The sequence below is a fragment of the Stutzerimonas stutzeri genome, assembly GCF_002909485.1.
Taxonomy (GTDB): domain Bacteria; phylum Pseudomonadota; class Gammaproteobacteria; order Pseudomonadales; family Pseudomonadaceae; genus Stutzerimonas; species Stutzerimonas stutzeri_AH.
Genome location: NZ_PPXG01000004.1, coordinates 433429 through 459513, shown reverse-complemented (window position 1 = coordinate 459513; position 26085 = coordinate 433429). Strand labels below are relative to the sequence as shown.

The 26085-nt window shown below is 63.6% G+C and carries 26 protein-coding genes and 1 pseudogene; 11 read left to right on the top strand and 16 right to left on the bottom strand.

The window, feature by feature from the left end; translation table 11 throughout:
* Positions 1-54: 54 nt before the first annotated feature.
* From CXK91_RS12530 to zwf, 3 genes are read right to left on the bottom strand one after another with little or no spacing between them, the layout of a single operon-like run.
* Positions 55-792, bottom strand: coding sequence for a bifunctional 4-hydroxy-2-oxoglutarate aldolase/2-dehydro-3-deoxy-phosphogluconate aldolase (locus CXK91_RS12530; protein WP_103456400.1), 738 nt, complete (start codon positions 790-792; stop codon positions 55-57).
* Positions 793-810: 18 nt separating this feature from the next.
* Entirely contained in the window at positions 811-1524 is a 714-nt protein-coding gene (gene pgl / locus CXK91_RS12525) for a 6-phosphogluconolactonase (RefSeq protein WP_103456398.1), read from the bottom strand.
* Entirely contained in the window at positions 1511-2980 is a 1470-nt protein-coding gene (zwf, locus tag CXK91_RS12520; protein WP_023446747.1) for a glucose-6-phosphate dehydrogenase, read from the bottom strand. Before zwf ends, pgl begins: the two co-directional genes overlap by 14 nt.
* Positions 2981-3151: 171 nt before the next feature.
* On the opposite strand from zwf, the gene CXK91_RS12515 reads away from it, so the two are divergent.
* Positions 3152-4021: a MurR/RpiR family transcriptional regulator gene (locus CXK91_RS12515; RefSeq protein ID WP_101274836.1), complete on the top strand. Its 870-nt coding sequence runs from the start codon at positions 3152-3154 to the stop codon at positions 4019-4021.
* Between the two features lie 75 nt (positions 4022-4096).
* Here CXK91_RS12515 and CXK91_RS12510 read toward each other — a convergent pair whose 3' ends face one another.
* The 4 genes from CXK91_RS12510 to mdtD form a co-directional block, all read right to left on the bottom strand.
* The gene (locus tag CXK91_RS12510; protein ID WP_103456396.1) at positions 4097-5062 is read right to left on the bottom strand and encodes a glucokinase; all 966 of its coding nucleotides are present in this window, start codon (positions 5060-5062) and stop codon (positions 4097-4099) included.
* The gene (gene edd, locus CXK91_RS12505) at positions 5059-6885 is read right to left on the bottom strand and encodes a phosphogluconate dehydratase (protein ID WP_103456394.1); all 1827 of its coding nucleotides are present in this window, start codon (positions 6883-6885) and stop codon (positions 5059-5061) included. The genes CXK91_RS12510 and edd overlap by 4 nt, the downstream gene beginning before the upstream one ends.
* 97 nt (positions 6886-6982) lie before the next feature.
* Positions 6983-7243 carry a hypothetical protein gene (locus CXK91_RS12500; RefSeq protein WP_103456392.1) on the bottom strand — a complete coding sequence of 87 codons (261 nt, stop codon included), beginning with the start codon at positions 7241-7243 and terminating at the stop codon, positions 6983-6985.
* 232 nt (positions 7244-7475) lie between these two features.
* Positions 7476-8900 (bottom strand): multidrug transporter subunit MdtD, encoded by a 1425-nt coding sequence (mdtD, locus tag CXK91_RS12495; RefSeq protein ID WP_103456391.1) that lies wholly within the window; start codon positions 8898-8900, stop codon positions 7476-7478.
* A gap of 275 nt (positions 8901-9175) precedes the next feature.
* Here mdtD and CXK91_RS12490 point away from each other — a divergent pair, with 275 nt between their 5' ends.
* From CXK91_RS12490 to CXK91_RS12475, 4 genes are read left to right on the top strand one after another with little or no spacing between them, the layout of a single operon-like run.
* Positions 9176-9709, top strand: a complete 534-nt coding sequence (locus tag CXK91_RS12490; protein WP_103456389.1) for an iron transporter — start codon at positions 9176-9178, stop codon at positions 9707-9709.
* Positions 9709-10047: a cupredoxin domain-containing protein gene (locus CXK91_RS12485; RefSeq protein WP_003279714.1), complete on the top strand. Its 339-nt coding sequence runs from the start codon at positions 9709-9711 to the stop codon at positions 10045-10047. The genes CXK91_RS12490 and CXK91_RS12485 overlap by 1 nt, the downstream gene beginning before the upstream one ends.
* Before the next feature lie 22 nt (positions 10048-10069).
* Positions 10070-10927 (top strand): FTR1 family iron permease, encoded by an 858-nt coding sequence (locus tag CXK91_RS12480; protein WP_103456388.1) that lies wholly within the window; start codon positions 10070-10072, stop codon positions 10925-10927.
* Entirely contained in the window at positions 10924-12297 is a 1374-nt protein-coding gene (locus CXK91_RS12475) for a 4Fe-4S binding protein (protein ID WP_103456387.1), read from the top strand. The genes CXK91_RS12480 and CXK91_RS12475 overlap by 4 nt, the downstream gene beginning before the upstream one ends.
* Before the next feature lie 177 nt (positions 12298-12474).
* Here CXK91_RS12475 and CXK91_RS12470 read toward each other — a convergent pair.
* The 3 genes and pseudogenes from CXK91_RS12470 to CXK91_RS12460 all read right to left on the bottom strand — a co-directional run bounded on the left by CXK91_RS12470 (position 12475) and on the right by CXK91_RS12460 (position 15407).
* A pseudogene (locus CXK91_RS12470) lies at positions 12475-13162 on the bottom strand (anaerobic ribonucleoside-triphosphate reductase activating protein).
* Positions 13159-13314 (bottom strand): anaerobic ribonucleoside-triphosphate reductase, encoded by a 156-nt coding sequence (gene nrdD, locus CXK91_RS12465; RefSeq protein WP_103456385.1) that lies wholly within the window; start codon positions 13312-13314, stop codon positions 13159-13161. Before nrdD ends, CXK91_RS12470 begins: the two are co-directional and overlap by 4 nt.
* A 74-nt stretch (positions 13315-13388) precedes the next feature.
* Positions 13389-15407, bottom strand: a complete 2019-nt coding sequence (locus tag CXK91_RS12460; RefSeq protein WP_103456383.1) for a ribonucleoside triphosphate reductase — start codon at positions 15405-15407, stop codon at positions 13389-13391.
* A gap of 231 nt (positions 15408-15638) precedes the next feature.
* On the opposite strand from CXK91_RS12460, the gene CXK91_RS12455 reads away from it, so the two are divergent.
* Positions 15639-16316, top strand: a complete 678-nt coding sequence (locus CXK91_RS12455; protein ID WP_003279703.1) for a Crp/Fnr family transcriptional regulator — start codon at positions 15639-15641, stop codon at positions 16314-16316.
* 99 nt (positions 16317-16415) lie between these two features.
* The gene (locus tag CXK91_RS12450) at positions 16416-16802 is read left to right on the top strand and encodes a putative zinc-binding protein (protein WP_103456381.1); all 387 of its coding nucleotides are present in this window, start codon (positions 16416-16418) and stop codon (positions 16800-16802) included.
* 163 nt (positions 16803-16965) lie between these two features.
* On the opposite strand, the gene ubiT is transcribed toward CXK91_RS12450, so the two are convergent.
* The 5 genes from ubiT to norR all read right to left on the bottom strand — a co-directional run bounded on the left by ubiT (position 16966) and on the right by norR (position 21367).
* Positions 16966-17460 (bottom strand): ubiquinone anaerobic biosynthesis accessory factor UbiT, encoded by a 495-nt coding sequence (ubiT, locus tag CXK91_RS12445; RefSeq protein ID WP_103456379.1) that lies wholly within the window; start codon positions 17458-17460, stop codon positions 16966-16968.
* Complete coding sequence (locus CXK91_RS12440) at positions 17454-18344, bottom strand: U32 family peptidase (protein WP_103456377.1); 891 nt, start codon at positions 18342-18344, stop codon at positions 17454-17456. The genes ubiT and CXK91_RS12440 overlap by 7 nt, the downstream gene beginning before the upstream one ends.
* Before the next feature lie 14 nt (positions 18345-18358).
* Positions 18359-19354: a ubiquinone anaerobic biosynthesis protein UbiU gene (gene ubiU / locus CXK91_RS12435; protein ID WP_103456375.1), complete on the bottom strand. Its 996-nt coding sequence runs from the start codon at positions 19352-19354 to the stop codon at positions 18359-18361.
* 203 nt (positions 19355-19557) lie between these two features.
* Complete coding sequence (locus CXK91_RS12430; RefSeq protein ID WP_003279694.1) at positions 19558-19767, bottom strand: hypothetical protein; 210 nt, start codon at positions 19765-19767, stop codon at positions 19558-19560.
* Positions 19768-19840: 73 nt separating this feature from the next.
* Positions 19841-21367 (bottom strand): nitric oxide reductase transcriptional regulator NorR, encoded by a 1527-nt coding sequence (gene norR / locus CXK91_RS12425; RefSeq protein ID WP_103456495.1) that lies wholly within the window; start codon positions 21365-21367, stop codon positions 19841-19843.
* Positions 21368-21513: 146 nt separating this feature from the next.
* On the opposite strand from norR, the gene ytfE reads away from it, so the two are divergent.
* The 4 genes from ytfE (at position 21514) to CXK91_RS12405 (ending at position 23830) form a co-directional block, all read left to right on the top strand.
* The gene (gene ytfE / locus CXK91_RS12420) at positions 21514-22233 is read left to right on the top strand and encodes an iron-sulfur cluster repair protein YtfE (protein ID WP_103456366.1); all 720 of its coding nucleotides are present in this window, start codon (positions 21514-21516) and stop codon (positions 22231-22233) included.
* Entirely contained in the window at positions 22230-22751 is a 522-nt protein-coding gene (locus CXK91_RS12415; RefSeq protein WP_103456364.1) for a DnrO protein, read from the top strand. Before ytfE ends, CXK91_RS12415 begins: the two co-directional genes overlap by 4 nt.
* Positions 22752-22886: 135 nt before the next feature.
* On the top strand, positions 22887-23570 hold the full coding sequence (locus CXK91_RS12410; RefSeq protein ID WP_103456362.1) for a Crp/Fnr family transcriptional regulator: 684 nt from the start codon (positions 22887-22889) through the stop codon (positions 23568-23570).
* Between the two features lie 68 nt (positions 23571-23638).
* Positions 23639-23830, top strand: coding sequence for a DnrP protein (locus tag CXK91_RS12405; protein WP_103456360.1), 192 nt, complete (start codon positions 23639-23641; stop codon positions 23828-23830).
* Between the two features lie 380 nt (positions 23831-24210).
* Here CXK91_RS12405 and CXK91_RS12400 read toward each other — a convergent pair whose 3' ends face one another.
* Entirely contained in the window at positions 24211-26052 is a 1842-nt protein-coding gene (locus CXK91_RS12400) for a nitric oxide reductase activation protein NorD (RefSeq protein WP_103456358.1), read from the bottom strand.
* Positions 26053-26085 lie beyond the last annotated feature (33 nt).

The window sequence follows — 26085 nt, the reverse complement described above, 5'->3', positions numbered from 1 at the left end:
GAGAAGATGGGGAAGATGCGGCGGACCTTCGCCCGCCGCGAGGGGATGGGACGATTACAGCTCGCGCTGCTCGGCACGCTCGGCGCGCAGGTCGAAGTCGCGCGGCAGTTCGGCTGCCGGCGCGCTGTCCAGCGCCTGCAGGGCCTGGCGTGTGGCGCTTTCGATGGCGGCCCAGTCGCCGGCACGCACGGCCTTGGCATCGACCATCCAGGTACCGCCGACACACATCACATTGGTCAGGGCCAGGTAGTCCCGCGCATTGCGCGCATTGACGCCGCCGGTCGGGCAGAAGCGGATGTCACCGAACGGACCGCCCAGCGCCTTGAGCGCTGCCACGCCGCCACAGATCTCGGCGGGGAACAGCTTGAAGCGGCGATAGCCCATGGCGTAGCCGAGCATGATTTCCGAAGCGCTGGCCACGCCTGGCAGCAGCGGCAGCGGCCCCTGCAACGCGGCTTCGAGCAACGCCGGCGTGCTGCCGGGCGAGACGATGAACTGTGCACCGGCGGCCTCGGCCTGCTCGAGCATGTTGGCGTCGAGCACGGTGCCGGCGCCGACGATCAGCTCCGGGCGCTGCTCGCGCAGCAGGCGAATGGCGCCCAGGCCCAGCGCCGAACGCAGGGTGATTTCGAGCACGCGCAGGCCACCGGCGGCCAGAGCATCGGCCAGCGGCAGAATGTCCGCCTCACGCTCGATGGTGATCACCGGCAGGATGCGCGCAGCGCTGCACCACTTGTCGATCAAGGCGATCTTGTCGTTCATGGCGTCGGCGCTGGTTTGGATAGATGTCATGGATAATTCCTTGCGGCCTCAGGGGCACCAGTAGATTTCGAGGGGACGGGCGAGGAAGGCGCGAATCGGCATCGCTTCGTAGGGCTCGCCAGCCAGGGCCTGATTGAGCGTGGCCAGCTTGCCCGGGCCGTGCAGAGCGAGCAGCGTCAGACGGGCGCTGGCCAGCAACGCCAGGGTCATGCTCAGGCGCTGGCGCGGCACAGTCGGCGCCTGCATCGGCAGGCAACGCCGCGTGCCACGCAGGTCGAGCGCCTGCTCCAGATTCGGACTGTCCGGGAACAGCGAGGCTGTGTGGCCGTCTTCGCCCATGCCCAGCACCAATACGTCGATCGGCGGCAGTTCAGCCAATGCGGCATCTGAGCGTTCGGCGGCCTGCTCCAGGCTCGCCGCGCTCTGGTACAGGCCGACCAGGCGCGCCGCAGCGGCCGGCCCCTGCAGCAGGTGGCGACGCAGCAGGCCTTCGTTGCTGTCGGGATGGCTGACCGGCACCCAGCGCTCGTCGGCGAGGCTGACGGTGACCTTGGCCCAATCCAGTTCCTGCTGCGCCAGGCGCTCGAAGAAGGCGATCGGGCTGCGGCCGCCGGAAACCACCAGCGTCGCCGCACCGCGCTCGGCGATCGCACCGCGCAGAGCGTTGCTCACGGTCAGCGCCAGTTCGCCGGCCAGCTGGTCGGCGTTGCCGAGGCTGAAACCGAGGGTCTGCACGGGCAGATCGAGATTAGAGATCGTCATACCAACTCCTGCCATCACGGCTGATCAGGGCAATCGAGGCAGCCGGTCCCCAGCTGCCTGCTGCGTAAGGTTTGGGTGGGGCGCCGACGCGCTGCCAGCCGTCGATCAGCTGGTCGCACCACTTCCAGGCGTATTCGATTTCGTCCTTGCGCACGAAGAGGTTCTGGTTGCCCTTCATCACTTCGAGCAGCAGACGCTCGTAGGCGTCGGGGATGCGCGGGCTCTTGTAGGTTTCCGAGAAGTTCAGCTGCAGCGGGCCACTACGCAGTTGCATACCCTTGTCCAGGCCCTGGTCCTTGGTCATCACCAAGAGCGAGATGCCCTCCTGCGGCTGCAGACGGATGATCAGCTTGTTGCCGATCAGCTGGCGCTGCTCAGGGGCGAAGATGTAGTGCGGCGGTGCCTTGAAGTGGATGACGATCTGCGAGAGCTTCTGCGGCATGCGCTTGCCGGTACGCAGGTAGAACGGCACGCCGGCCCAGCGCCAGTTGCAGATTTCCGCCCTCAGCGCGACGAAGGTTTCGGTGTCGCTCTGGGTGTTGGAGTTTTCTTCCTCCAGATAGCCCGGTACGTGACGGCCGAGGATGCTGCCGGCGACGTACTGGCCGCGCACCAGCTGCTGGCCAAGATGCTCCGGCGCAATCGGCGCCAGCGCCTTGAGCACCTTGACCTTCTCGTCGCGGATGCTGTCGGCCGAAAGGTCGCTGGGCGGGTCCATGGCGATCAGGCAGAGCAGCTGCAGCAGGTGGTTCTGGATCATGTCGCGCAGCTGGCCTGCCTGGTCGAAGTAGCCCCAGCGACCTTCGATGCCGACTGTTTCGGCAACGGTGATCTCCACGTGGGAGATGTGATTCTGGTTCCACTGCGTTTCGAACAGGCTGTTGGCGAAGCGCAGGGCGATCAGGTTCTGCACCGTGTCCTTGCCCAGGTAATGATCGATGCGGTAAGTGCGGTCTTCCGGGAAGAAGCGCGCCACCGCGTCGTTCACTTCGCGGGACGACTCCAGATCATGGCCGATGGGCTTTTCCAGCACCACGCGGGTGCGCTCGGCCAGGCCCGCCTCGGCCAGCCCGGCGCAGATCGCGCCGTAGACGGAAGCCGGGGTAGCGAAGAAAGCGACGATGCTTTCCGCGTTGCCGGCCTTGTCCGCCAGCGCGGCGAAATCCTCGGCGCGGCGGAAATCCATGCTCAGGTAGTCCAGGCGCGCCATGAAGCGCTGCAGCACGGCTTCATCGAGGTCGCGTTCGCCGACGTGGCGGCGCAGATGCTCTTCGATCATCGCCAGATGACTTGCCGGCTCGCCGCTCTCGCGAGCCAGTGCGAGCAGGCGCGTTTCGGTTGGCAGCAGGCCGGCGCGATCGAGCTGATAGAGCGCGGGAAACAGCTTGCGCAGGGCCAGATCACCGAGGGCGCCGAACAGCGCCAGGGTGCAGGGTTCGACAGATAGTGGCGTCATGATGTTTGTTCTTCTACTAAAACTGCACTATGAATACACGGCGATGCCTGGTTATTCAAGTTCAATGTAGTAATAAAAACAACATTTACCGCAAATTTAGATACCTGTGGCCGCTCCGCAGCGCCCTCAGTAGGATAGGCAACCCCTTTGGCAAGCCGCATCAGGACCGACATGGACCGCGTACACAACCTGCTCGAGCAGATCCAGCGCCGCATCGAAGACCTCAACAAGGCCGAGCGCAAGGTCGCCGAGGTGATCCTGCGCAACCCGCAGCAGGCCACCCGCTTCAGCATCGCCACCCTGGCGCAGACCGCGCAGGTCAGCGAGCCGACAGTGAATCGTTTCTGTCGCTCGTTCGGCGTCAGCGGTTATCCGGAACTGAAGATGCAGCTGGCGCAGAGCCTGGCCAGCGGCGCCGCCTACGTCAGCCAGGCGGTGGAACCCGACGACGGCCCAGCGGAATACACGCGCAAGATATTCGGCTCGGCCATCGCCTCGCTGGACAGCGCCTGCCAGAGCCTCGACCCGCAGCTGGTCAGCCGCGCCGTGGACTTGATGATCCAGGCCCGGCAGATCCACTTCTTCGGCCTCGGCGCCTCAGCCTCGGTGGCACTGGATGCGCAGCACAAATTCTTCCGCTTCAACCTGGCAGTGACCGCGCATTCGGACGTGCTGATGCAGCGCATGCTGGCCTCGGTGGCGCATACCGGCGAGCTGTTCGTGATCATTTCCTACACCGGGCGCACCCGCGAACTGGTGGAGGTGGCACGTATCGCGCGGCAGAACGGCGCCTCGGTACTCGGCCTGACTGCCGCCGGCTCGCCACTGGCGCAGGCCAGCACGCTGAGCCTGAACATTCCGCTGCCCGAGGACACCGACATCTACATGCCGATGACCTCTCGCATCATCCAGCTCACCGTACTCGACGTGCTCGCCACCGGCATGACCCTACGCCGCGGAGTGGATTTCCAGCCGCATCTGCGCAAGGTGAAGGAAAGCCTCAATGCCAGCCGCTACCCGGCGGATGAAGAGCCGGGCTAAAGCAACCAAGTCCGCACAAGGCACGGGATGTTGCTATAACAACATCCCGCCATCACCACGCCCAATACCGCCAGATCAGCGCGCCTGCGCCAGCGCCTGCTCCAGCGCCACCCCGGCGCCCTCCAGCCCCGGATAGTCAGCGGTGACCAGCCACACCGGTACATCGCCGAGATAGCTGCTCATGGAACCCTTGCTGGCGAAGCCTCGGGCGAAACCACTGGCCGCGAAAAAATCTGCGAAACGCGGCACGACACCACCGACGATATAAACCCCACCCCGCGCGCCGAGCGTGAGCACGTTGTTGCCGGCGACCCGCCCGAGCCAGACGCAGAACTGCTCCAGGGTCGCCACCGCGACATGATCACCAGCGAGCGCGGCCGCCGTGACTTCAGCCGGCGATGCCAGTCGCGGCGTCAAACCGGCCAAGCCGCAGACCGCACGATAGAGCAGCAACAGGCCGCCACCACTAAGCACGTCTTCGGCACGCACGTGGCCAAGCTGGGCGAACAGCATCTGCCACAGCGCCGCCTCGTGCGCATCCGCCACGGGCAGGTCGACATGCCCGCCCTCCCCCGGCAGCGCGCGCCAATTACCGCCACCCAAGGGCAGCAACGCGGCGACGCCAAGCCCGGTGCCCGGCCCGATGACCAGCGCCGGCGCATCCAGCTCGGCCTCGCCAGCACAGATCATGCGCCGCCCCGCTTCGCCTACCCGCGTCATGCCCAGCGCCATTGCAGCGAAGTCATTGATAAGCAGCAGCTCGTTCAACTGCAGAGCGCCGCAGAAGTCGCGGCGCGTCAACCGCCAGTGATTGTTGGTAAAGGTGAACTGCTCGCCCTTGACCGGCCCGGCGCAGGCCAGACAGGCCGCCTCGACGCTGCCCGGCGCCAGGCCCAGGGATGCCAGGTAATACTCAACCGCCGTTTCGGGCGTGACGAAATCCGCCGTCGCCAGCACCCGCACGGACTCCAGCCGCGAGTCGCGCCATAATGCGAAGCGCGCATTGGTCCCGCCGATATCTCCGACCAGCGCCAGTGTCATCGCAGCGCCTCCAGCCCGGTCGTGAACACGCTGGCGCCCTGCTCGGCGGAACTGAACGCCGAGCGCATGAAGCCGAACAGCTCGCGCCCACAGCCCTGCACGCTCGCAGCCGGCACAGCAGCCGGCGATCGGTCGGCCAGCTCGGCGGCATCGACCAGCACCTCGAGCACGCCGCTCTGCCCGTCGACCCGCAGCAGATCGCCATCACGCACGCGCGCCAGCGGTCCGCCATCGATTGCCTCGGGACACACATGGATCGCCGCCGGCACCTTGCCCGACGCACCGGACATACGCCCGTCAGTGACCAGCGCGACCTTGAAGCCGCGGTCCTGCAACAGACCGAGATAGGGTGTCAGCTTGTGCAACTCAGGCATGCCGTTGGCACGCGGCCCCTGGAAGCGCACTACAGCAACGACATCGCGCTCCAGCTCGCCCGCCTTGAATGCCTCGACCAGCTCCAGCTGATCGGCAAAGACCCGCGCCGGCGCCTCCACGACGCGGTGCTCGGGCGCCACGGCGGACACCTTCATCACGCCACGCCCGAGATTGCCGCTCATCACCCGCAGCCCGCCTTCTGCCGAGAACGGCCGCACCACCGGCCGCAGGATGCTTTCGTCCAGGCTCGCCGCAGCCCCTTCACGCCAGGTCAGCCGGCCTTCTTCGAGGAAGGGCTCCTGGGTGTAGCGAGTGAGGCCGCGCCCCATGACGGTATGCACATCCTCGTGCAGCAGGCCGGCGTCGAGCAGCTCGCGTACCAGCAGTGCGACACCGCCAGCGGCATGGAAGTGATTGATGTCCGCCGAGCCATTGGGATAGACGCGGGCCAGCGTCGGCACCACGGCGGAAAGGTCGGCCATGTCCTGCCAAGTCAGCTGGATGCCCGCCGCCTGGGCGATGGCCGGCATGTGCAGGGTGTGGTTGGTCGAACCGCCGGTGGCATGCAGCGCGACGATGGCGTTGACCAGCACGCGCTCGTCGACCAGCTCACCGAGCGGCGTGAAGCTGCCGCCCTGTGGCGTCAGCCGGGTAACCTGGCGCGCGGCCTCGGCGGTCAGCGCATCGCGCAATGGCGTGCCCGGGTTGACGAAGGACGAGCCAGGCAGATGCAGGCCCATCACTTCCATCAGCATCTGATTGGTGTTGGCGGTGCCGTAAAACGTACAGGTGCCAGGGCTGTGATAGGCCTGCATTTCCGCCGCCAGCAGCTCGTCGCGCCCGGCCTTGCCTTCGGCGTAGCGCTGGCGCACCGCCGCCTTGTCCTTGTTGGCCAGGCCGGATGGCATCGGACCAGCCGGTACGAACACAGCGGGCAGATGCCCGAAACGCAGCGCACCGATCAGCAATCCGGGAACGATCTTGTCACAGATGCCGAGCAGCAGCGCCCCATCGAACAGGTTGTGCGACAGCGCCACCGCAGTGCTCATGGCGATCACCTCGCGACTGGCAATGGCCAGCTCCATACCTGGCTCGCCCTGGGTGACACCGTCACACATCGCCGGCACGCCGCCCGCCACCTGCCCCACCGAGCCGATATCGCGCAGCGCCTGGCGCAGGCGCTCGGGGTAGTCCTCGTAAGGCTGATGCGCCGAGAGCATGTCGTTGTAGGCGGTGACGATGGCGATATTGGCCGCATCCGGCAGGCGCAGGCGCTGCTTGTCCTGCGTGCCGCAGCCAGCAACACCGTGGGCGAAGTTCGCGCATTGCGCACCGTTGCGTGCCGGGCCAGCGCTGGCAGCACCACGAATCATGGCGAGATAGGCCTCGCGCGTCGGGCGACTGCGCTCGATCAGGCGCTGGGTGACGTCGACGACTACGGGATGCATGAAACCTCCTATTTGTAGTTTTTATAAACAATAGGTCGGGATCATAACGGTGAATCAGGCACATTCGAAGAAATATGTTTGTTTAAACAACAAACAATTAACTGCGCAACAGTTCCAGCTGACGGCGTAGCTGGGCGACATGGGCTTTTTCCGCCCGTAGCCCCGAAGTCAGTTCAGCCTTGTCCTGCTCCAGGCGCACGATCACCTGGCCGAGGCCATCCAACAGCTCGCGCAATACCGTCAGCTCACGGCACTGGCTTTGCCGCCCCATCCATAGCAACCAGAGCAATACCAGTAGCACCATCACGCTGCACAGCGAGGTGCCGATCAACAGCCAGGCGAGGCTCATTGCACTCATCGTTTCGCTCCTTTGATTGCGGCGCAGTGCCGCTTCCAGAGACCTAACGATATGTAGCTTATGGCGACAGGTCGATAATGTTTACTTGCACAGGTAAAGAATTGCAGCAGGTCATTGCCGCCATCAGATCGCAAAGGATGGCCACGTACCACGCACGCCGCCCAGCGATGTGCCAGCATGACGCAGCGCCATTGCAACGACCTGTCGTGATTTCTTACAGGCCGTCAGAGGATTACTCGCCGACGTCCACCGGTCGCCGCACATCGTCATGGCCAGGGTCGCGATGCTCCAGTTGCAGGAACAGCGCGGCGGCCAACATTGCCATGCCCCCGACGCAGAGGAAGGTCAGCTGGAATGCATGCAGCACTTCGCTGCCTTGGGCGTCATCCACGGTGAAGCCACCGAGCAGGGCTCCGGCAGTGGCGACACCAAGGCTCATCGACAACTGCACCACCACCGACAACAGGCTGTTGCCGCTGCTGGCATCGGCATGGCTGAGGCCGACCAGGGTAACGGTGTTCATCGCGGTGAACTGCATGGAGTTGACCATGCCAATCAGCCCAAGGTGCACCAGCAGCAGCCAGGTCGGCGTCTGCGTATCGATGGTCGCCAGGCTGGCGATCAGGCAGCCAAGCAGAAGGGTGTTGCCGATCAGCAGACGGCGATAACCGAGGCGGTCGATGATCGGCTTGGCCAGGAATTTGACCGCCATCGCACCCAAGGCCAGCGGAATCATGCTCATTCCGGCCTGCGCCGGCGAATAGCCCAGCGCCACCTGCAGCAGCAGCGGCAGCAGGAACGGCAGCGCACCACCACCCAGGCGGGCGAACAGGTTGCCGAAGATACCAACGGCAAAGCTGCGCGTATGGAACAGCTTGGGACTGAACAGCGGCGCGTCGATGCGCCCCGCGCGTAACCAGTAAGCCGCCATGCACGCCGCGCCAGCGAACAGCAGCAGCATCACGCGGGCGTGTGACATGTGCATATGGCCGAGCCCCTCCAGGGCGATGGTGACCAGCACCATCGCTGCGCCGAACAGCACGAAGCCCAGCGTATCGAAGCGCACCCGCTCGGCGCCCTTTAGATCAGGCATGAAGCGCAGCGCGGCTATACAGCCGACCACCCCCACCGGCAGATTGATCAGGAAGATCCAGTGCCAGGAGGCATATTCCACCAGCCAGCCGCCCAAGGTCGGCCCAAGCAACGGCCCGACCAGCCCGGGCAGTGCGATGAACGCCATGATCCGCACGAACTCACTGCGCGGAAACGCGCGTAACACCACCAACCGCCCCACCGGCAGCATCAGCGCCCCACCCAGCGCCTGCAGCACGCGGGAGGCCACCAGCTGGTTGAACGTGGTGGACAGCGCACAGAACAACGAGCCCACCGAGAACAGCATGATGGCGGTAACGAAGATACGCCGGCTGCCGAAGCGATCGGCGATCCAGCCGGACGCCGGAATCAGCAGCGCCACCGTGAGCATGTACGCGATCACCACCCCCTGCATGCGCAGTGGATTCTCCGCCAGATCGCGCGCCATTGCCGGCAGCGCGGTATTGAGAATGGTGCCGTCGAGCGTCTGCATGAAGAACGCGATGGCGACCAGCCACGGCAGGATGCGTGCGGTACGCGCGTCGAGTGATACGGGCGGTTGCATGAAGTCCCCGGATACAAAAGGTGCACCATGTTAGAGGATTCGCTCGCCGCAGGTTCGCTTTGACGCCCCTCACGCATCGGCAGCGACGATCGCTGTGACGACTGGTCGCAGTTCGGCGCCAGCGCCCGCGACCAGCCGGCTGTAGCGCCATACAGGCTTGCATACACTCACCGGTAACAAAATATTTCTTGGGAAATTGACGCGAATCATTATCATTCGGAGGCGCAAGTGCAATCTTAGCTCCGTCCTTTTTTCTGCTTTCCGGAGGCTCCCCAATGCGCATCCCCGCCGCTCTGGCCATCACGTCTTTGCTGCTCACCCCACTCGCCCAGGCGAAGGAATATCCGATTGGCGAACCGCAGCAGTGCGGCGGCATGGAGGTCGGCGCGGTGTATCTGCAGCCGATCGAGATGGACCCGCCGGGCATGATGCGCGCCGCCGCCGAGTCGGACGTGCATCTGGAGGCCGATGTAAGCGCCACCGAAGACAACCGCAACGGCTGGCAGGAAGGCAGCTTCGTCCCTTACCTGAGCATCCATTACACGCTACGCAAGAAGGGCTCCGACGAAGTCGTCGAGGGCGACTTCCACCCCATGGTGGCCAACGACGGACCGCACTATGGCGACAACGTCAAGCTGCTCGGCCCCGGCAAGTACCAGCTGACGTTCAAGATCCTGCCGCCAGGCTCCGGACACAACATGTTCGGCCGCCACACCGACAAGGAAACCGGGGTCGCGCCCTGGTTCGAAGGCTGTGAGCTGAACTACGAGTTCACCTACGCCGGCATCGGCAAGAAAGGAGGCTATTGATGCGTCGCGCCGGGCAATTACTGCTCGGCGTGCTGCCGCTGCTCGTCGGGCTTGCCGGCCCGGCTCAGGCAGCGCTGCCGACGTACGAGCTGACCATCCGTGACGGCCACTTCGAGCCTGCGACCATTGAGGTGCCGGCCCGTCAGCGCTTCAAGATCATCGTGCACAACGCCGGCAGCGGGCCGACGGAGTTCGAAAGCACGCCGCTGCGCGTCGAGAAGGTGCTGTCGCCCGGCGTGACCTCGTTCGTCGTGATCCACCCGCTGAAGCCGGGTCGCTATCCGTTCTTCGACGAATTCCATATGGATCTTCCCGAAGGCGAGATCATCGCCAAGTAGTTGCTTTTCTGAGGAGAGTCCCATGGGCCAATCCATGTTCATCGTCTGGCGCGAAAGCGTCGAGGCCCTGCTGGTCATCGGCATCCTGCATGCCTGGCTGCGCCAGCAACCAGGCGCAGGCAATGCGTTGCGCATGCTCTGGGCCGGTGTCGCCGCCGGTCTCGGTCTGGCCGCTGCGCTGGGCTGGGGCGTATTGCAGGCCGGTGACTGGCTGGCTGGCAGCGGTGGCGAATGGTTCCAGTGCGCGATGCTGCTGGTAGCCAGCCTGCTGATCCTGCACATGGTCGGCTGGATGCATCAGCATGGCCGCACGCTAAAGACCAGCCTGCAGAACAGCGCCGCGGAGAAGCTCAGCCAGGGCAGCGGCTTCGGCCTGCTCTTGCTGGCCATGCTCGCCGTCGGCCGCGAAGGCAGCGAGACGGTGGTATTCCTCTACGGCATCGGTAACCAGCAGGCGGGTACGGACCTCACCCGCTTCGTCATCGGCGGCGTGCTCGGTTTCGTGCTCGCCCTGCTCAGTTATGCAGCCCTGCAGGCCGGTAGTCGCTACTTCAGCTGGCGCCGCTTCTTCCAGGTCAGCGAAGTGATGTTGCTGCTGCTCGGCGGCGCGTTGCTGATGGCCGCGCTGGACCGTTTCAGCGGCCAGCTGATGGGCATGGACGTACCGGAAGTGCTCTACACCGTGTTCGGCGATCCGCTCTGGGACACCTCGGCGCTGCTGGATGACGGCGGCACCCTGGGCGGCACCATCGCCGGCCTCACTGGCTATCGCGCGATGCCCTCGCTGGCAGCCGTGGTGATTCTGGGACTGTATTGGCTTGCCGCATGGGCCTGGCTCAAACCCCGGGCGCAGGTGCAGCTCACTGCGAGGCCGGCATGATCACCCAGGCGCCGTGGCTGGCGCGACTCGGTGACCTGTTGCGCCAGCATGCGAAGGCCATTCGCACGCTGCAGTGGCTGGTGGTGGGCTTCTACCTGACGTTGCTGGTGATCCCCGCCGTTCTCGATCTGCCGCCAGCCCAGGCCGGCATGCTCGACAACCTGACAGTACTGGCGCAGTTCATCTTCTGGGGCCTGTGGTGGCCGTTCGTGTTGCTGTCGATGATCTTCTTCGGCCGCCTGTGGTGCGGTGTGCTCTGCCCCGAAGGCTCGCTCAGCGAATGGATCAGCTGGCGCGGGCTGAACAAACGCACGCCTCGCTGGGTCCGCTGGAGCGGCTGGCCGACCATCGCCTTCATCCTCACCACCGTCTACGGCCAGCTGATCAGCGTCTATGACTATGCTCAGGCGGCGCTGCTGATCCTCGGTGGCTCCACCGTCGCGGCGATGCTGGCGGGCTTTCTCTACGGACGCGGTAAACGCGTCTGGTGCCGCCATCTTTGCCCGGTCAGCGGCGTATTCGCCTTGCTCGCCCGGCTGGCACCGGTGCATTACAAGGTCGACGAACAGCGCTGGCTGGAGAACCGCGAACCGCACCTGCCAACGCCCAACTGCGCGCCACTGATCGACATCCGGCGCATGCAGGGCAACGCCGATTGCCACGCCTGCGGTCGCTGCAGCAGCCAGCGCGGCGCAGTGCAACTGAGCGCCCGCTCGCCGAACTCGGAAATCCTCATCGTCGGCGGTCAGCAACAAGGCGATCACTGGGACAGCACCCTGCTGCTGTTCGGCATGATCGGCCTGGCCATGGGCGCCTTCCAGTGGACGGTCAGCCCCTGGTTTATCGCCCTCAAGCAAGCGGCGGCGGAATGGCTGGTGGATCGCGACATCTTCTGGCCGCTGGAAGCCAATGCGCCCTGGTGGCTGCTGACCCACTACCCGCAGGCCAACGATGCCTTCACCTGGCTCGATGGCGCGGCGATCCTCACCTATATCTTTGGCGCCTCGCTGCTCGTCGGCGGCGCGTTGTGGCTACTGCTACGCGCCGCCGTGCGCGTAATGCGCCGTGGCGACAATGTGTTCCAGCACCTGGCACTGGCGCTGGTGCCGCTGGGCGGCGCCGGGTTGTTCCTCGGCCTGTCCGCCACGACGGTGAAGCTGCTGCGCTACGAAGGCTTCCTGCTGGCCTGGGCACAGCCGGCACGCGCCGCGCTGCTGATCGGTGCGGTGCTCTGGAGCCTGTACCTGGCCTGGAACGTGATCAGTCGTCACGGCGGCAACGGCCTGCGCCGACTGTTGGCGTTCGCCTGCGTCAACGCCGGCTGCGCGCTGGTGGGCTATGGCTGGTGGTTGCAGTTCTGGGGCTGGTGAGTCGCCTGAACATGTTGGGCTAGAGCACATTCCAGATGGGACTGCAGCACCGGCAGGCGCAGGGTGGGCTTCAGCCCACCAGAATCCCTTCAACGCCCTGCACGGTGGGCTAAAGCCCACCCTACAGAGCCAAGCCTAGCGCGCAGGCAGCGCGTGGAAAGGTGCTCGCCACCCTCGCTAGCCACGCAACACGAATGAAGGAAACAGCCGATCCATGCGCTCCCACAAGCGCTGCTGGTCGTAGGGGGCGCGGCTATCGGCGAGGCTTTCGTCGAGCATCCGCGCGGTGCGTACGCACTGCACGGCGAAGCGTTCGACACCTAGTCGGCGCAGGCGCTGGGCCATGTCCCACAACGTATCGGCGTCAAACAGCTGCCAGTGCACGGTGGTCCGGCATTCATGCTCGACGCCACTTTCCAACAAGTGCTCGAGGCTCTTCCAGTTGGCCTTGCCGCTACCGTCCACACCGGTGATCACCGTGCTGTGCTCGGGCAGTGCCTTGATGTCGAAACCGACCCAATCCACCAGCGGCAGGATGTTGGCGAACAGCTTCGGCTTGATGCCGGCGCTGTGCAGCGCCAACCTTGTAGCCCAACGCCCGCACCTGGGCGATCGCCTCGGGCAGCGCGGTCTGCAGGGTCGGCTCGCCACCGCTGAACACCACTGCCTCGAGCAGGCCGACGCGCTGTTCGAGGAAGGCAAGAATCTCCGACCAGGGCTTTTCCTCACTGCCACAGGCGGGAATCAGCTGCGGGTTGTGGCAGTAGCGACAGCGCCAGCCGCAACCCTGGCAGAACAGCACGCAGGCTAGATGATCGGGGAAATCCAGCGTGGTCAGGGGGACCAGCCCCCCGACTCGTATCACCGCGCCGCCGCTTCGGTGAAATGCAGGCGCTCGCGGTGCTCGGACTGCTTGCCCGGATTGAACGCGGTAACCGGGCGGTGATAGCCCATCACGCGGGTCCAGACTTCGCAACGTTGGCGTTGGTCCTGGGGCAGCTGGCTGGTTTGGTTCATGGTGACTCTCCTTTCACTAGGTGTTGAGTATGCAGCGCCGCACCTGAAGGAACGGCGGGACATGGGGTCGCAGCTCAGGCTGGCAATGCAGGGGCGGCCTGCTGCTTGCGTAGCAGTGCCTCATCGCACTTCGGACAGAACTCGTGCTCGCCGGCGAGATAACCGTGCACCGGGCAGATCGAGAAGGTCGGCGTTACCGTCAGGTAAGGCAGCCGGTAGCGCGACAGGGCGTTGCGCACCAGCTTCTTGCACGCCTCGGCGGAGGAAATCTGCTCGGCCATGTACAGGTGCAGCACGGTGCCGCCGGTGTATTTGCACTGCAGCTCGTCCTGCAGCTCCAGGGCCTCGAAGGGGTCGTCGGTGTAACCCACCGGCAATTGCGAAGAGTTGGTGTAGTACGGCGCCTCGGTCGAACCCGCCTGGAGAATGTCGGGGAAGCGCTTGCGGTCTTCCTTGGCGAAGCGATAGGTAGTGCCTTCGGCCGGCGTCGCCTCGAGGTTGTAGAGGTGCCCAGTGTCTTCCTGAAACTGCACCAGCCGCGCACGCACGTGGTCGAGCACCTCTATCGCCAGTGTCCGTCCGGCAGCTGTCTGCAACCCTTCGGTATCGTCGGTGAAGTTGCGCACCATCTCGTGCAAGCCGTTCACCCCGATGGTAGAGAAGTGATTGCGCAGCGTGCCGAGGTAACGCTTGGTATAGGGGTAGAGCCCGGCATCCATATGGTGCTGGATGACCTTGCGTTTAACCTCCAGGCTCTGCCGCGCCATGTCCAGCAGCACATCCAACTGCTCCAGCAGGGCCCCCTTGTCGCCGCGATAGAGATACCCCAGCCGCGCGCAGTTGACCGTCACCACGCCGAGCGAGCCGGTCTGCTCGGCTGAACCGAACAATCCGCCGCCGCGCTTGAGCAGCTCGCGAACGTCCAGCTGCAGGCGGCAGCACATCGAGCGAACTTGGTTGGGCTGCATGTCCGAGTTGAGGAAGTTCTGGAAGTACGGCAACCCGTAGCGTGCGGTCATCTCGAACAGGCGGTCGGCGTTCTCGCTGTCCCAGGGAAAGTCGTGGGTGATGTTGTAGGTAGGAATTGGAAAGGTGAACACCCGACCAAGGCCGTCGCCAGCCTGCATCACTTCTATATAGGCGCGGTTGATCAGCTCCATCTCGGCCTGCAGATCGCCGTAGGCGAAAGGCATCTCCTCACCGCCGATATAGGGGATCTGCTCACGCAGGTCTTCGGGGCAGACCCAGTCGAAGGTCAGGTTGGTGAACGGTGTCTGCGTGCCCCAGCGCGACGGCACGTTGAGGTTGTAGATGAATTCCTGGATGGCCTGGCGGATCTCGCCATAGCCAAGGTTGTCCTTGCGCACGAACGGCGCGAGGTAGGTATCGAAGCTACTGAAAGCCTGGGCGCCGGCCCACTCGTTCTGCAGCGTGCCAAGGAAATTGACCATCTGCCCCAGAGCGCTGGAGAGGTGTTTGGGCGGGCCGGACTCGACCCGCCCAGGAATGCCGTTGAAACCTTCATTGAGCAGCGTGCGCAGCGACCAGCCGGCGCAGTAGCCAGCAAGCATGTCCAGATCATGGATATGCAAATCGCCCTCGCGATGCGCGGTGCCAATTGCCGGGCTGTAGACCTCGTCCAGCCAGTAGTTGGCCGTGACCTTGCCGGACACGTTGAGGATCAGCCCGCCCAGCGAATAGCCCTGATTGGCGTTGGCGCGCACTCGCCAGTCTTCGCGGGAGAGGTACTCATTCATCGAGGCCGCTACATCGACCACCACCTTGCGATCACGGCGCAACCGCGCATGACGTTCGCGATAGACGATGTAGGCACGGGCGGTATCGAAGTAACCCGCAGCCATCAGCGCGCGCTCGACGCCATCCTGCACCTGCTCGACCTCGACCGCTGAGCGATGGGCCAACTGCAGGCGAACAGCCTCGGCCAGTGCCCGAGCTACAGACGTTTCGAACTCACCGGTCGCCGCTCCTGCCGTCGCAATGGCGCGCTCTATCTTGTCCACTTCGAACGCCGCCAGTCGGCCATCACGCTTACGCAGTGAAACCGGTTTTGCCAACTCTGCCTGCCTGGGCATCAACGCCTCCATAACCATATGTAGTGTATTTTTTTTAGATAAACACAATATGGTGTGACTTTAGAGGTGGATTGCCATTGCCGAATTGACCGTCGTCAAGCATGCGCCAGTCATTGCCGAACGGTCTCCTGAGTCTGTGGCGAGCAGACTTGTCCGTGGTCAAGGAAGCCTCCGACACCGGCCTCCTACGATGCAGCCTGATAAAACCCGGTTCAGCCCGGGGGAGGAAACATGCTCACCGAAAAAACTCTGGTGGCTGAGTTGTGCCGCCATCATCTGTTCAGCCGCCTGCCTGAGGCTGCGTTACAGGAGGTGTGCGCCTCAGCCAACCTGAAACGCCTGCCTGCGGGAGCCTCGCTGTTTCACCAGGGCGACAAAGCCGATCGCTTTTATTTTCTCTTCAGCGGGCAGATCAAGCTGCACCGCGTGGTTTGCGACGGGCAGGAGAAACTGGTGGAGGTAATGCGTGCGGGCGAGTCGTTTGCTGAGGCCCTGTTGTTCAAGGGTGCCCCCTGCTATCCGGTAAGCGCCACCGCACTCAAGGCCAGCCTGGTGGCGAGCCTCAACGGCCCGCACTATCGGCGCATTCTTGAACAGCATCCGGACATCTGCCTGGACATTCTCGCCACGCTGAGCATCCGCCTGCATCAGCGCATGACCGAGATCGATACACTCACGCTGGCAAACGCCAGCCATCGGGTGGTGCGTTTTCTCGCGCAATCACAACAGGACGACAGCGGCGTCGTGGTGCTCGACGTACCGAAACGGTTGATCGCATCGAAGCTGGGCATTCAGCCGGAAACCTTCTCACGCATTCTGCACAGACTGATCGATGCGGGGACCATATCGGTACAGCGTCGCCGTATCGAGATCCTAGATAACCGCAAACTGGCGGCTTATGACGAATAACCTGCGGCAGAACGCCCCAGTGTTCTTGATTGCCATCAAAGCCGGGCGCCTGCCCGCCTTGGAGAATGACCCGCGCCACGCCACCGCCAGGAAAACACGATGATCACCACCACGCCCGTGCCCTTGGTCTATTCATGTTCCGGCTGCTCGAACGTCGCGCAGATGGCCAATACCCTGGCAGTTCGGCTCGACCGTGCCGGGCTTGCGGAAATGTCCTGCATTGCCGGTGTCGGCGGGCGAGTCGCGGCGCTGGTAAAAAAGGCCAATTCCGGCCGCCCCATTCTCGCCATCGACGGTTGCCCGATGCACTGCGCCCGCGCATGCCTGGCGCAGCATGGCGTCACCCCGGACGTGCACATCACCCTCAGCAGCTACGGCCTGCGCAAGCGCTACCGCGAAGACTGCAGCGAAGAAGAGATCGCTGCGCTGTTCGAGGACATGAAGGACATCATTGCCAGTGATCGGATGCAGATGCGCACGGGCTGAGCTAATCGGCGGGTTGAACGGCGGCTCGATGCGCTCAGCCAGCCCGAAGACATATGCGGCCTTTTCTGGTGGGCTGAAGCCCACCGGGATAGGCCATCCGAGGACTTTCACCCAACACGTCAACCACGGAAGAGCTGCCCATCCGCAGCGGTCAGCCGCTCTGTTACGCCCTGGCCGTCTTTGCTCGGCCGGCGGCGGCGACTTCCTCGCCAGCACCCTGCAGCAGTTTCCACAGCCAACTCGGCAGGGTATCGGGGTCGAGGCTGTCTATCAGGTTCTTGATCGACAAGCCCAGCTCGGTATCACCCTCGATCACCAGCCGGCGGCGAAAGAACAGCGTATCCGGATCTTCCTGACGGCTGGCCAGCAACAGAAACTCGCGCCAGTTGCCGCGAATGGTCACCTCCACCGGCGCTTGAGCCGCAATACGCAGCTGCTCGCGCTCGCAGGTCAGACACCAGGCGAGTCCGAGGTCGGCGACTTCCAGTTTCATCCAATGACCATCGAGCACCTCGAAGGCACCGTCGCTCAGCGCCTCGGCGAACACCTGATTGAGGCTGCGCTCCAGTGCCAGGCGCTGCAGCAGGAATGGCGTCTTGGCCGCGAGAGGCAAAAGCCGCCCGCCGAGACTTACCAGATGAGCACGCGGATTCAGCATAACCCTGCCTCCTCAGCACGCAGCATGCCGGGCTGACCATGCCAATAGCCATTGCAGCCATCCACCGCCAGCGGCGGCAATGCGCCTTTACGCACCGCATCGAAGGCACCGACAACCTCTTCCATACCGGCAGCACGAGGACTCAGGCGCAGCAGGTCGGCACCGCTATCGACCAGGCCTGCGTAGTCTGCAAGCAGATTGCTGACTGCTGCGGACATCGTCTGGATGCCATTGATGGTGAACAGCGCCTCGCCCTCCTGGCTCAGCAGCGGAATGCCTTCGGGGTAGTTCTGGCAGCAGAACTGACAGTCGTCCTTGGGCCGGTTCTCCGCGCGAGCGGTGAAGCAGCGTGCCGAATAGGCCAGCGGCAAATGGCCGTAGGCGAATATCTCGATTTCCGGCAGTGGAACGTTCAGCTCCAGCATCTGTGCTCGCGCGCTCTTGATCAGCGCGCCGGAAGCCTCCACCGGGGGCACCCAGCGGGTCATGCCGCTGGTCACCAGCTCGGCCAGGGCATATCCGTTGTACAGATTCAGTGCCGGCCCGCCGACGAAGGGCAGCTTGCGCTCGGACATCAGCTGCACGGCGCCCATATCGTTGGCTTCAACCAGCAGTTCGCCGTTGTCGCACAGGCGACGCAGGCTGGACAGCTCGGAGGCCGCCTCGACCAAAGTCAGGCCGGACAGCACCAACTGCGCTGAAGACGCCTCCGCGAGATCGCGGGCCAGGCCGAGCCAGTCGTCGAGCATCAGTGCGCGGCGCTTGGAGCAGACGGTTTCGCCGAGATAGATCACGTCCAGCGGTTGGCTGGCCATGTTGGCGTAGAAGTCCAGCGTCTGCTGGCGATCCCAGTAGAACAGCACCGGACCCAGAGAAAGTTTCATGGGTGACTCCTCATTCATTGCCAGGCCCGGTGATAGGCACCCAGGGTGGTCTGCGAGCCTTCGGAAAGCCCATCGAGCACTTGCCGCCAGCCGGGTTCGACCGCATAGCGCTGCGGTGCTTTCAGGTAGCTGTCCAGTGCGGCGCGCCAGACGCGGGTGACCTGCTCGACGTAGGCAGGGCTGCGCTGGCGGCCCTCGATCTTCATGGCGGTCACGCCGATGGCGGCGAGCTCGGGGATCAGGTCAAGGGTGTTAAGGCTGGTGGGCTCTTCCAGCGCATGGAAGCGTTGGCCATTGACCATGAAGCGGCCCTTGCACAGCGTCGGGTAGCCGGCCGACTCGCCTTCGGCGTAGCGGTCGATCAGTACGTTGTTCAGCCGTGAGGTGAGTCCCTCCGGCTCCTCGCTCCAACGTACCGCCTTGGCCGGCGAGCAGACGCCACAGAGATTCGGCGATTCGCCTGTCAGGTAGGACGACAGATGGCAGCGGCCCTCGGCCATGATGCACAGGCTGCCGAAGGCGAACACCTCGATCGGCACCGGGCTGCTCGCCGCGACCTGCTTGACCTGCTTTAGCGAAAGTACCCGCGGCAGCACCGCGCGGTTGATGCCGTAGCGCTCCTGATAGAACGCCAGCGCCGCGGCATTGGTAGCCGAGCCCTGTACCGACAGATGCAGATTGAGTTTGGGATGACGCTTGCTGGCGTAGCCGAGCACACCGGGGTCGGCCGCGATCAACGCATCGACGCCCATGTCGGCGGCCTGATCGACTGCGCGCTGCCAGCGGTTCCAACCATCGGGCTGGGCATAGGTATTGACGGCGATATACAGCTGGCGGCCCTTTTCGCGAATCAGCTGCAGGCCCTTGTCGAGCTGCTTCTCATCGAGATTGAGACCGGCGAAATGGCGGGCGTTGGTGTCGTCGCGAAAACCGACGTAGATGGCATCGGCGCCCTGCTGGACGGCAGCTTTGAGCGCGGGCAGGCTTCCTGCCGGGCAGACCAGGTGCATGACAACTCCTAGACATTCGGGTACATGCGCGCCACGCATCGGTGGCGTGGCGGTCGTTCGGCTGAACGGAAAACAGCCGGCAGTCTAGGCAGCTGACCAGTGGCCAGCATTGATAGGGGTCAAGAATGATCGGAGGTCACGAGTGCGACGAAATGCAGCAGAAAGGTCCCGCCAACGATCGGATCGCTAGCGGGAGAGCGAGCTCAAATGCCTTCGTCGCCCTGGAACTCCTCGGTGGCGCGGGCGACCATCTGGCGCCACGCCCCCGACTCCTCGCCGAGCAGGCGTATGGCCTTGAGGCTGGCAGCAAAGGCATCACGGTAGTGCAGCGGATTATTTTCGCTGGCGGCCCGCTCGGCGAAGGTTTGTGCCTCGCTCAGCAGCGCCTCGAATTCGTTCTGATCCAGGGCCATTGGGCTCTCCTCGGTTGATGATTTGAGGTTAGACCATCGTGGGCCGTGCGCGACTCTCGCCGGCCGACGGGCGCTACTTCAGCTTCAGTCGCCGCGCCAGCTTGTGCAGATTGCTTGAGTCGAGATCGAGCAGGCGTGCGGCCTGTGCCCAGTTTTCACCACTGGCTTCCAGTGCGCGGATGATGGCTCGCCGTTGCGCGGCTTCAACGCTTTGCCTCAGGGGCATTACTTCCTCGGTCGGCACCGGCTCCTCGACCACGTGAGTCGGCTGCATGCCCGCAGCATGGCTGTCCAGATCCAGCAGATCCGGCTCGAGGGTGAGAATCTCGCTACGCGACGCGCCACGGCTGAGCAGACGCAACGCCGCGCGGCTGACGACGTGCTCCAGTTCACGCACGTTGCCCGGCCAGGCGTAACCGAGCAGGGCTCGCTCGGAGGCGGGTGACAGACGCATGCTGCGCAGCCCCAAACGCGCACGATTGAGCTCGAGAAAATGGCCGGCGAGGATCAGTACGTCATTGCCGCGCTCGCGCAGCGGCGGAATCGGTGCAGGATAGACCGACAGGCGATGATAGAGATCGGCGCGGAAATGTCCGTCGCGCACGCTTTCACGCAGGTTGCGATTGGTCGCGGCAATAATGCGCACGTCGACCTGCCGCGGCTTGTCGGTTCCCAGGCGCTGGATCTCGCCATTCTGCAGCGTGCGTAGCAGTTTGGCCTGCACGGTCAGCGGTAGCTCGCCAACCTCGTCGAGCAGCAGCGTGCCGCCATTGGCAGCGTCGAAACGACCCGGTCGGTCCGTGGTAGCCCCGGAGAAGGCGCCCTTGACGTGGCCGAACAGCTCGCTTTCGGCCAGGGACTCAGGCAGCGCTGCGCAATTGACGTGCACCAGCGGCTTATTGCGTCGCCGCGAATGCCGATGCAACCAGCGTGCAAACAACTCCTTGCCGACACCGGTCTCTCCAAGCAACAACACAGGCAGCTCGGAGTCCGCCACCACCTGCAGTTCACGCAACAGCTCGCGGATCACGTCGCTCTGGCCGAGAATCTCACCGTCACCATGATCGAGCGTGGTTTCCAGTACATCGCTGCGCGCCAGACGCAGGCCGCGGTTCTCGTGCTCCAGACGAGTCACCCGCACTGCTGCTTCGATCACCAGGGTGTAGCGCTGCAGGTCGAGCCGAGCGTCGTCATCGAAGGTACCGGCGTGCAAGGCATCGAGGGTCAAGGCACCCCATAGCTTGCCCTCGACGTACAGACTGACGCCCATGCAGTCATGCACCGGCAACGGTTCGCCGATATGCGCATCGAGCAGACCGTCATACGGATCCGGCAAGCGACTGTCCGGCTCGAACCAGGTCGGGTCGCGCTGCGAAAGAATCGCCGCCAGCCGCGGATGTTGAGCAATCACGAAACGCCGACCAAGCGCCTCCTGTACCAGCCCCACTGCTGCCAGAGGTCGCAGGCTGTCCCCATCGAGACGAAGCAACACCACCGCGCCGCAATGGAAATGCTGGTGGAGGGTGTGCACCAGGCGCTGCAGACGCACGGCGTTAGGTAATTCGGTAGTCAAGTCGGCAAGCAGCGCATCAGCCATCATGGTCATGGATACCCTCATGGTTTTAAACACCATAACCGCGATGGGTAATTTCTACCAGCAGCGTGTCACAGTCGCCGGTTTCCGCGGGCTCGAAGGCTGGCATGGCAGTTGCGATGGACAGGAGCATATCCAACAGGACCGCCGCCATGACTACCGACCTTATCGACCACACCCTCGGCAATCTCGCATGTTCGGTGCCCGGTGCCACACGCGTATTTCGTCAGTTTCGCCTGGACTTCTGCTGCGGTGGCGACCTGTCGCTGCGCGAGGCTGCAAGGCGGATAGATGTCGACCCGCAGATCATTGCTGGCGCACTACTCGCACTGGAGCCAGAGGATTCGGAGAAGGATTGGCGTACAGCGCCAGCAGCTGAGCTGATCGATTACATTCTGGCGCGCTTTCATGAGCGGCACCGCGATCAGTTCCCGGAGCTGATTCGTCTGGCCAGCCGCGTCGAGCATGTACACGGCAGCCGCCCTGAATGTCCCAATGGGCTCGCCGAACACCTGTGGAACATGCAACAGGAACTGGAGAGCCACATGCTCAAGGAGGAGCAGATCCTCTTTCCCATGCTGCAACGCGGCATGCGCTTTCCCCAGGCGCAAGGGCCGATCTCGGTGATGCGCTACGAGCATCAAGAGCACGGCAACGCGCTGGAGCAACTGGCGGCGCTGACCAACGACATCACCCCGCCGGCCAACGCCTGCAATACATGGCGCGCGCTGTATCGCGGCCTGGAGGAAATGCGCGGCGATCTGATGCAGCACATTCATCTGGAAAACAACGTGCTGTTTCGCAATGCCGAGGCGCCTATGCCGGCACAAAGCACCCAGGGCATTGAAGCAAACGTGGAGATTCGCCCATGAAACAGTATCTGCAGCCAGTAGCCTGGGGCGTGGCGATGGCCTCGATCATCGCCCTGGCCAGCAACTTCGCTCTGACCATGGTCGTCAGTTCGGCACAGGCAGCCACCACTCACGACCATGGCCACCATGCACAACCGGCAACCGAGGCAAGCGCAGTGCCGAGCGAGCGCTGGGCCACCGATGCGGCCTTGCGCGAGGGCATGACGCGCATTCACGAAGCGGTACAACGGAGCATCCCGGCCAATCCGGCCGAACCACTCAGCGACGAGGCAGCGGTCACCTTGCAGCGCGATGTGGAAGGCGCAACCAGCTACCTCATCGCCAATTGCCAGCTCCCGAAAGCGGCAGATAACGCCCTGCACGGCCTGCTGATCGATCTGCTCAAGGGCGCCGAGGCGCTGTCCGAGCTCGACCAGCGCGAGCAGGGCCTACAGCGCATCGTCGAAACGCTTGAGCGCTATCCGCAGATGTTCGCCGAGCCGGTCTGGCGTGACGGTTTCGTCGCCCATTTGCACTGATCGCACGTCAGACTCCAGCCCTACATTGTCCAGACCTTGACGATCATCAAGGTCTGGCCTGCTTCATCGACACTACATGCGCTAGGCTGAAGCCTGATGTTGTTGTCATTGTTCAATTGAAACAGGACGCCTTGCATGGTGCTTCACCGCGTACACCACCAGATCCTCCGCAGCCATCACCTGTTCGAACCACTGAACGAAGAGCAGATGGAAGAACTGCTCAATGCCAGCCAACTGCTCAACCTGGACAAGGGTGACAACCTGTTCCATCAGGGTGAACCGGCACACCACTTCTACTTCGTCATCTCCGGCGCAGTGAAGGTCTACCGCCTGACACCAGACGGCCAGGAAAAGGTCTTCGAGGTCATTGGCAACCGCCAGACCTTCGCCGAAGCCATGATGCTGATGGACACCCCCAATTACGTGGCCTCGGCCCAGGCGGTCTGCCCATCGCAGGTCTATCGCTTCTCCAATACCGCCTACATGCGCCTGCTGGAAGCCAATCAACGCCTCACCTTCGCCCTGCTCGGCAAGCTCTGCGTGCGCCTGCACCAACGCATCAACGAGATCGAAACGCTTTCGCTGAAGAACGCCACCCACCGTGTCGTGCGTTATCTGCTGACTCAGTTGGCGCGAGTAAAGGATGGCAGCAACAGCTTCGAGCTGCCGATGGCCAAGCAGCTGGTAGCCGGGCACCTGTCGATCCAGCCGGAAACCTTCTCGCGGATCATCCGGCGCCTGATCGACGAGGCCATCATCACGCAGGAAGGTCGGCAGATCACCATCCTCGATCGCCAGCGGCTCGAGCAGTTCGAGTGAGTTGATCGTCGTCAAAGCCCGCGGTTTTCCCGCCGTGTCAGGCTGTATCGACCGACAGGAGCGCCGCCATGCCCAGATGCCTGTATTGCCAGCAGGACAACCCTCCACAGGAAGCCGAGTGCAGCAATTGCGGCATGCCGCTACCGAAACACGCCGACAGCGCTCCGGAACGCCGGCAGCGGCGCTTCCTGTGGTTTTGCATCGGCCTCACAGTCTTCTGCGCGGTGATGATCGTATGGTTGCCGCGCTATCTGTTTTAACGGCCTTCCCGACGAGGCCGCAGTCCGTAGGGTGGATCACGCTTCATCGACCCACCGAACGGTGTGCACGGTGGATGTGAAAAGCGACATCCACCCTACATGCCTGAAGCCCGCCCTACAGGTTCGCGATGAGCCGTAGCCCCCGCACACGAGGTACATGGCGGCATAACCTAAAGAGGCAACCACGTCGCGATCTGCTCGCCGGGACCGTAGGGTGGGCTTCAGCCCACCAGAAACCCGAAACGAGCCAGCTCTCCCAGAGAACCCCGAAGCGAAAAGCCCCCACCTGACCGATTACAACGCAAGATCGCAACCCAGTACCGTCCAAAAATGGCGGGCTGAAGCCCGCCCTACGGTATGCGTTGAGGCATCGGGCGCCGTTACGGCTGGGTCAGCTGTTTGTACAGCTGCGGCAGACGGAATGGGAGCTGTTGCGGTTCCTTGATCAGGGTGTAGCCATTGGCGCCGAACATGTACGGCAGGTAATCGCCGGCCTCACGGTCGATAGTGATGCAGAACGGCAGCAGACCCTGCTTGCGCGCCTCCATGACAGCCTGACGGGTGTCTTCGACACCGTAACGGCCTTCGTAGAGATCCAGGTCGTTCGGCTTGCCGTCGGTCACCAACAACAGCAGCTTGCGCCGCTGCTTGCAGTTGCCGAGCAGCTCGGTGGCCTGGCGGATGGCAGCGCCCATGCGGGTGTAGTAACCGGGCTTGAGCGCCTGGATTCGACCACGGGTCTCATCGCCATAGGGCTGGCGGAAACTCTTGAGTTCCTGCATACGCACTTGCTGACGACGCAGTGACGAAAAGCCATAAAGCGCGAACGGATCGCCGACCGCCGACAGTGCCTCACCGAATAGCAGCAGGCTGTCGATGACCACGTCGATCACCCGATGCTCGTTATCCAGATGCGCATCGGTGGACATGGATAGATCGGCCAGTAGCAGACAGGCCAGATCACGGCGGCTCTGCCGCTGCTCCATGAACAGTCCGCGCTCGACGCACTGGCCGTTCTGTCGCTCGACGTAAAAGTCCAGCCAGGCCTGCATGTCCAGCTCCGAGCCCTGAGGTTGCTGACGCAACCACTGGCGGTCGTTGCGCAAATGCTCGAACTGACGGCGCAAACGCCTTGCCAGCGGCGACAGGCGCAGCGGCAACGGCTTGGGTTCGGAACCGCAAGGCAACATCATCTGCAGATTGACGAAGTCCTTCTGCAAGCACTGTTTGCGATAGTCCCATTCGGGCAGTTTGATGCCCTCCCCCAACGGGACATCGTCGAAGTCTGCGGCAGGCAGGTCCAGATCGAGCTTCAGGCCGCCCCCCTGACGCATGCGCTGGCGCGACAACGCCAGTTCATCCAGGTCCTCGGCGACGCGGGCCGCATCCAGATCTTCGGTATCGTCTTCGCAGCGATCCAGCTCGACATGCTCGGACCAGCTGAACAGGTTTTCCAGTCGGAACAGCAACAGGCCGCCCTTGCTGGAACTATCGTCGACGCGCCGGGCACGCTTGCGCTGGCGGGACTCACCGCTAGGCGGGGTTTCCAGATTCCCTTCGCCCTCCTCGGCTCGATAGACGGCCTGGGGCTCACCAAGGTTTTCCGCCGGGTAGAGCCACAACGGCAATGGCCAAGGGGCGCGCTCGCTACGTGGGAACTGGGTGACGCTGCCAGGCTCGCGCAGGGCCTGACAAAGCGCTACTTCCAGCGCAGCCTCAGCCTTGGGCAATTGTTTTGGATCCGGGCGCAACTGAAGGTGTGCCTCCACCAGACGCTGATATCGCGGGCGCATGGCCGGAAACTGGTCGAGCAGCGTCTGTGTCCAGCGCTGATTGTCGCGTGCCCAGTGGCGCATCTGACTGGCCTGCGCTGCGATCAGCGCCAGCCAGCGATAAAGATCCTGATTGAGCGAGACTTCCGGGTACACCGCAAGGCTTTGTGGAAGCCGTAGGTTACTGCTGTCGCACCAGGCCACCGGCAGTTGCATGCAGGTACCGGCCACTTGTTGCAGCAGGTTGCGCCGCAGCACCAGATCCCGCGCGCTGGCGGCTTCGACGCCGACACCGCTGGCCCCACCCATAGCGCGGAACATCAGTGACAGCGAGCGCTGCATGCTCTCCAGATCAACCCGTGCCTCGGGGAAATCCGGGCTGGCGCGACGGGTGATGAAGCGGTGCCAGACACTGCCGACCCACTCTTCCACTTCGATGGTAAAAGCCATGGCGCTTACTCCGTTCTGGCACTGAAAAAGCAA

What these genes read in the sequence shown, in the direction of transcription:
- CXK91_RS12530 (WP_103456400.1), bottom strand. Translation starts at nt 792, where the DNA reads ATGACATCTATCCAAACCAGCGCCGACGCCATGAACGACAAGATCGCC.
- pgl (WP_103456398.1), bottom strand. Translation starts at nt 1,524, where the DNA reads ATGACGATCTCTAATCTCGATCTGCCCGTGCAGACCCTCGGTTTCAGC.
- zwf (WP_023446747.1), bottom strand. Translation starts at nt 2,980, where the DNA reads ATGACGCCACTATCTGTCGAACCCTGCACCCTGGCGCTGTTCGGCGCC.
- CXK91_RS12515 (WP_101274836.1), top strand. Translation starts at nt 3,152, where the DNA reads ATGGACCGCGTACACAACCTGCTCGAGCAGATCCAGCGCCGCATCGAA.
- CXK91_RS12510 (WP_103456396.1), bottom strand. Translation starts at nt 5,062, where the DNA reads ATGACACTGGCGCTGGTCGGAGATATCGGCGGGACCAATGCGCGCTTC.
- edd (WP_103456394.1), bottom strand. Translation starts at nt 6,885, where the DNA reads ATGCATCCCGTAGTCGTCGACGTCACCCAGCGCCTGATCGAGCGCAGT.
- CXK91_RS12500 (WP_103456392.1), bottom strand. Translation starts at nt 7,243, where the DNA reads ATGAGTGCAATGAGCCTCGCCTGGCTGTTGATCGGCACCTCGCTGTGC.
- mdtD (WP_103456391.1), bottom strand. Translation starts at nt 8,900, where the DNA reads ATGCAACCGCCCGTATCACTCGACGCGCGTACCGCACGCATCCTGCCG.
- CXK91_RS12490 (WP_103456389.1), top strand. Translation starts at nt 9,176, where the DNA reads ATGCGCATCCCCGCCGCTCTGGCCATCACGTCTTTGCTGCTCACCCCA.
- CXK91_RS12485 (WP_003279714.1), top strand. Translation starts at nt 9,709, where the DNA reads ATGCGTCGCGCCGGGCAATTACTGCTCGGCGTGCTGCCGCTGCTCGTC.
- CXK91_RS12480 (WP_103456388.1), top strand. Translation starts at nt 10,070, where the DNA reads ATGGGCCAATCCATGTTCATCGTCTGGCGCGAAAGCGTCGAGGCCCTG.
- CXK91_RS12475 (WP_103456387.1), top strand. Translation starts at nt 10,924, where the DNA reads ATGATCACCCAGGCGCCGTGGCTGGCGCGACTCGGTGACCTGTTGCGC.
- nrdD (WP_103456385.1), bottom strand. Translation starts at nt 13,314, where the DNA reads ATGAACCAAACCAGCCAGCTGCCCCAGGACCAACGCCAACGTTGCGAA.
- CXK91_RS12460 (WP_103456383.1), bottom strand. Translation starts at nt 15,407, where the DNA reads ATGCCCAGGCAGGCAGAGTTGGCAAAACCGGTTTCACTGCGTAAGCGT.
- CXK91_RS12455 (WP_003279703.1), top strand. Translation starts at nt 15,639, where the DNA reads ATGCTCACCGAAAAAACTCTGGTGGCTGAGTTGTGCCGCCATCATCTG.
- CXK91_RS12450 (WP_103456381.1), top strand. Translation starts at nt 16,416, where the DNA reads ATGATCACCACCACGCCCGTGCCCTTGGTCTATTCATGTTCCGGCTGC.
- ubiT (WP_103456379.1), bottom strand. Translation starts at nt 17,460, where the DNA reads ATGCTGAATCCGCGTGCTCATCTGGTAAGTCTCGGCGGGCGGCTTTTG.
- CXK91_RS12440 (WP_103456377.1), bottom strand. Translation starts at nt 18,344, where the DNA reads ATGAAACTTTCTCTGGGTCCGGTGCTGTTCTACTGGGATCGCCAGCAG.
- ubiU (WP_103456375.1), bottom strand. Translation starts at nt 19,354, where the DNA reads ATGCACCTGGTCTGCCCGGCAGGAAGCCTGCCCGCGCTCAAAGCTGCC.
- CXK91_RS12430 (WP_003279694.1), bottom strand. Translation starts at nt 19,767, where the DNA reads ATGGCCCTGGATCAGAACGAATTCGAGGCGCTGCTGAGCGAGGCACAA.
- norR (WP_103456495.1), bottom strand. Translation starts at nt 21,367, where the DNA reads ATGATGGCTGATGCGCTGCTTGCCGACTTGACTACCGAATTACCTAAC.
- ytfE (WP_103456366.1), top strand. Translation starts at nt 21,514, where the DNA reads ATGACTACCGACCTTATCGACCACACCCTCGGCAATCTCGCATGTTCG.
- CXK91_RS12415 (WP_103456364.1), top strand. Translation starts at nt 22,230, where the DNA reads ATGAAACAGTATCTGCAGCCAGTAGCCTGGGGCGTGGCGATGGCCTCG.
- CXK91_RS12410 (WP_103456362.1), top strand. Translation starts at nt 22,887, where the DNA reads ATGGTGCTTCACCGCGTACACCACCAGATCCTCCGCAGCCATCACCTG.
- CXK91_RS12405 (WP_103456360.1), top strand. Translation starts at nt 23,639, where the DNA reads ATGCCCAGATGCCTGTATTGCCAGCAGGACAACCCTCCACAGGAAGCC.
- CXK91_RS12400 (WP_103456358.1), bottom strand. Translation starts at nt 26,052, where the DNA reads ATGGCTTTTACCATCGAAGTGGAAGAGTGGGTCGGCAGTGTCTGGCAC.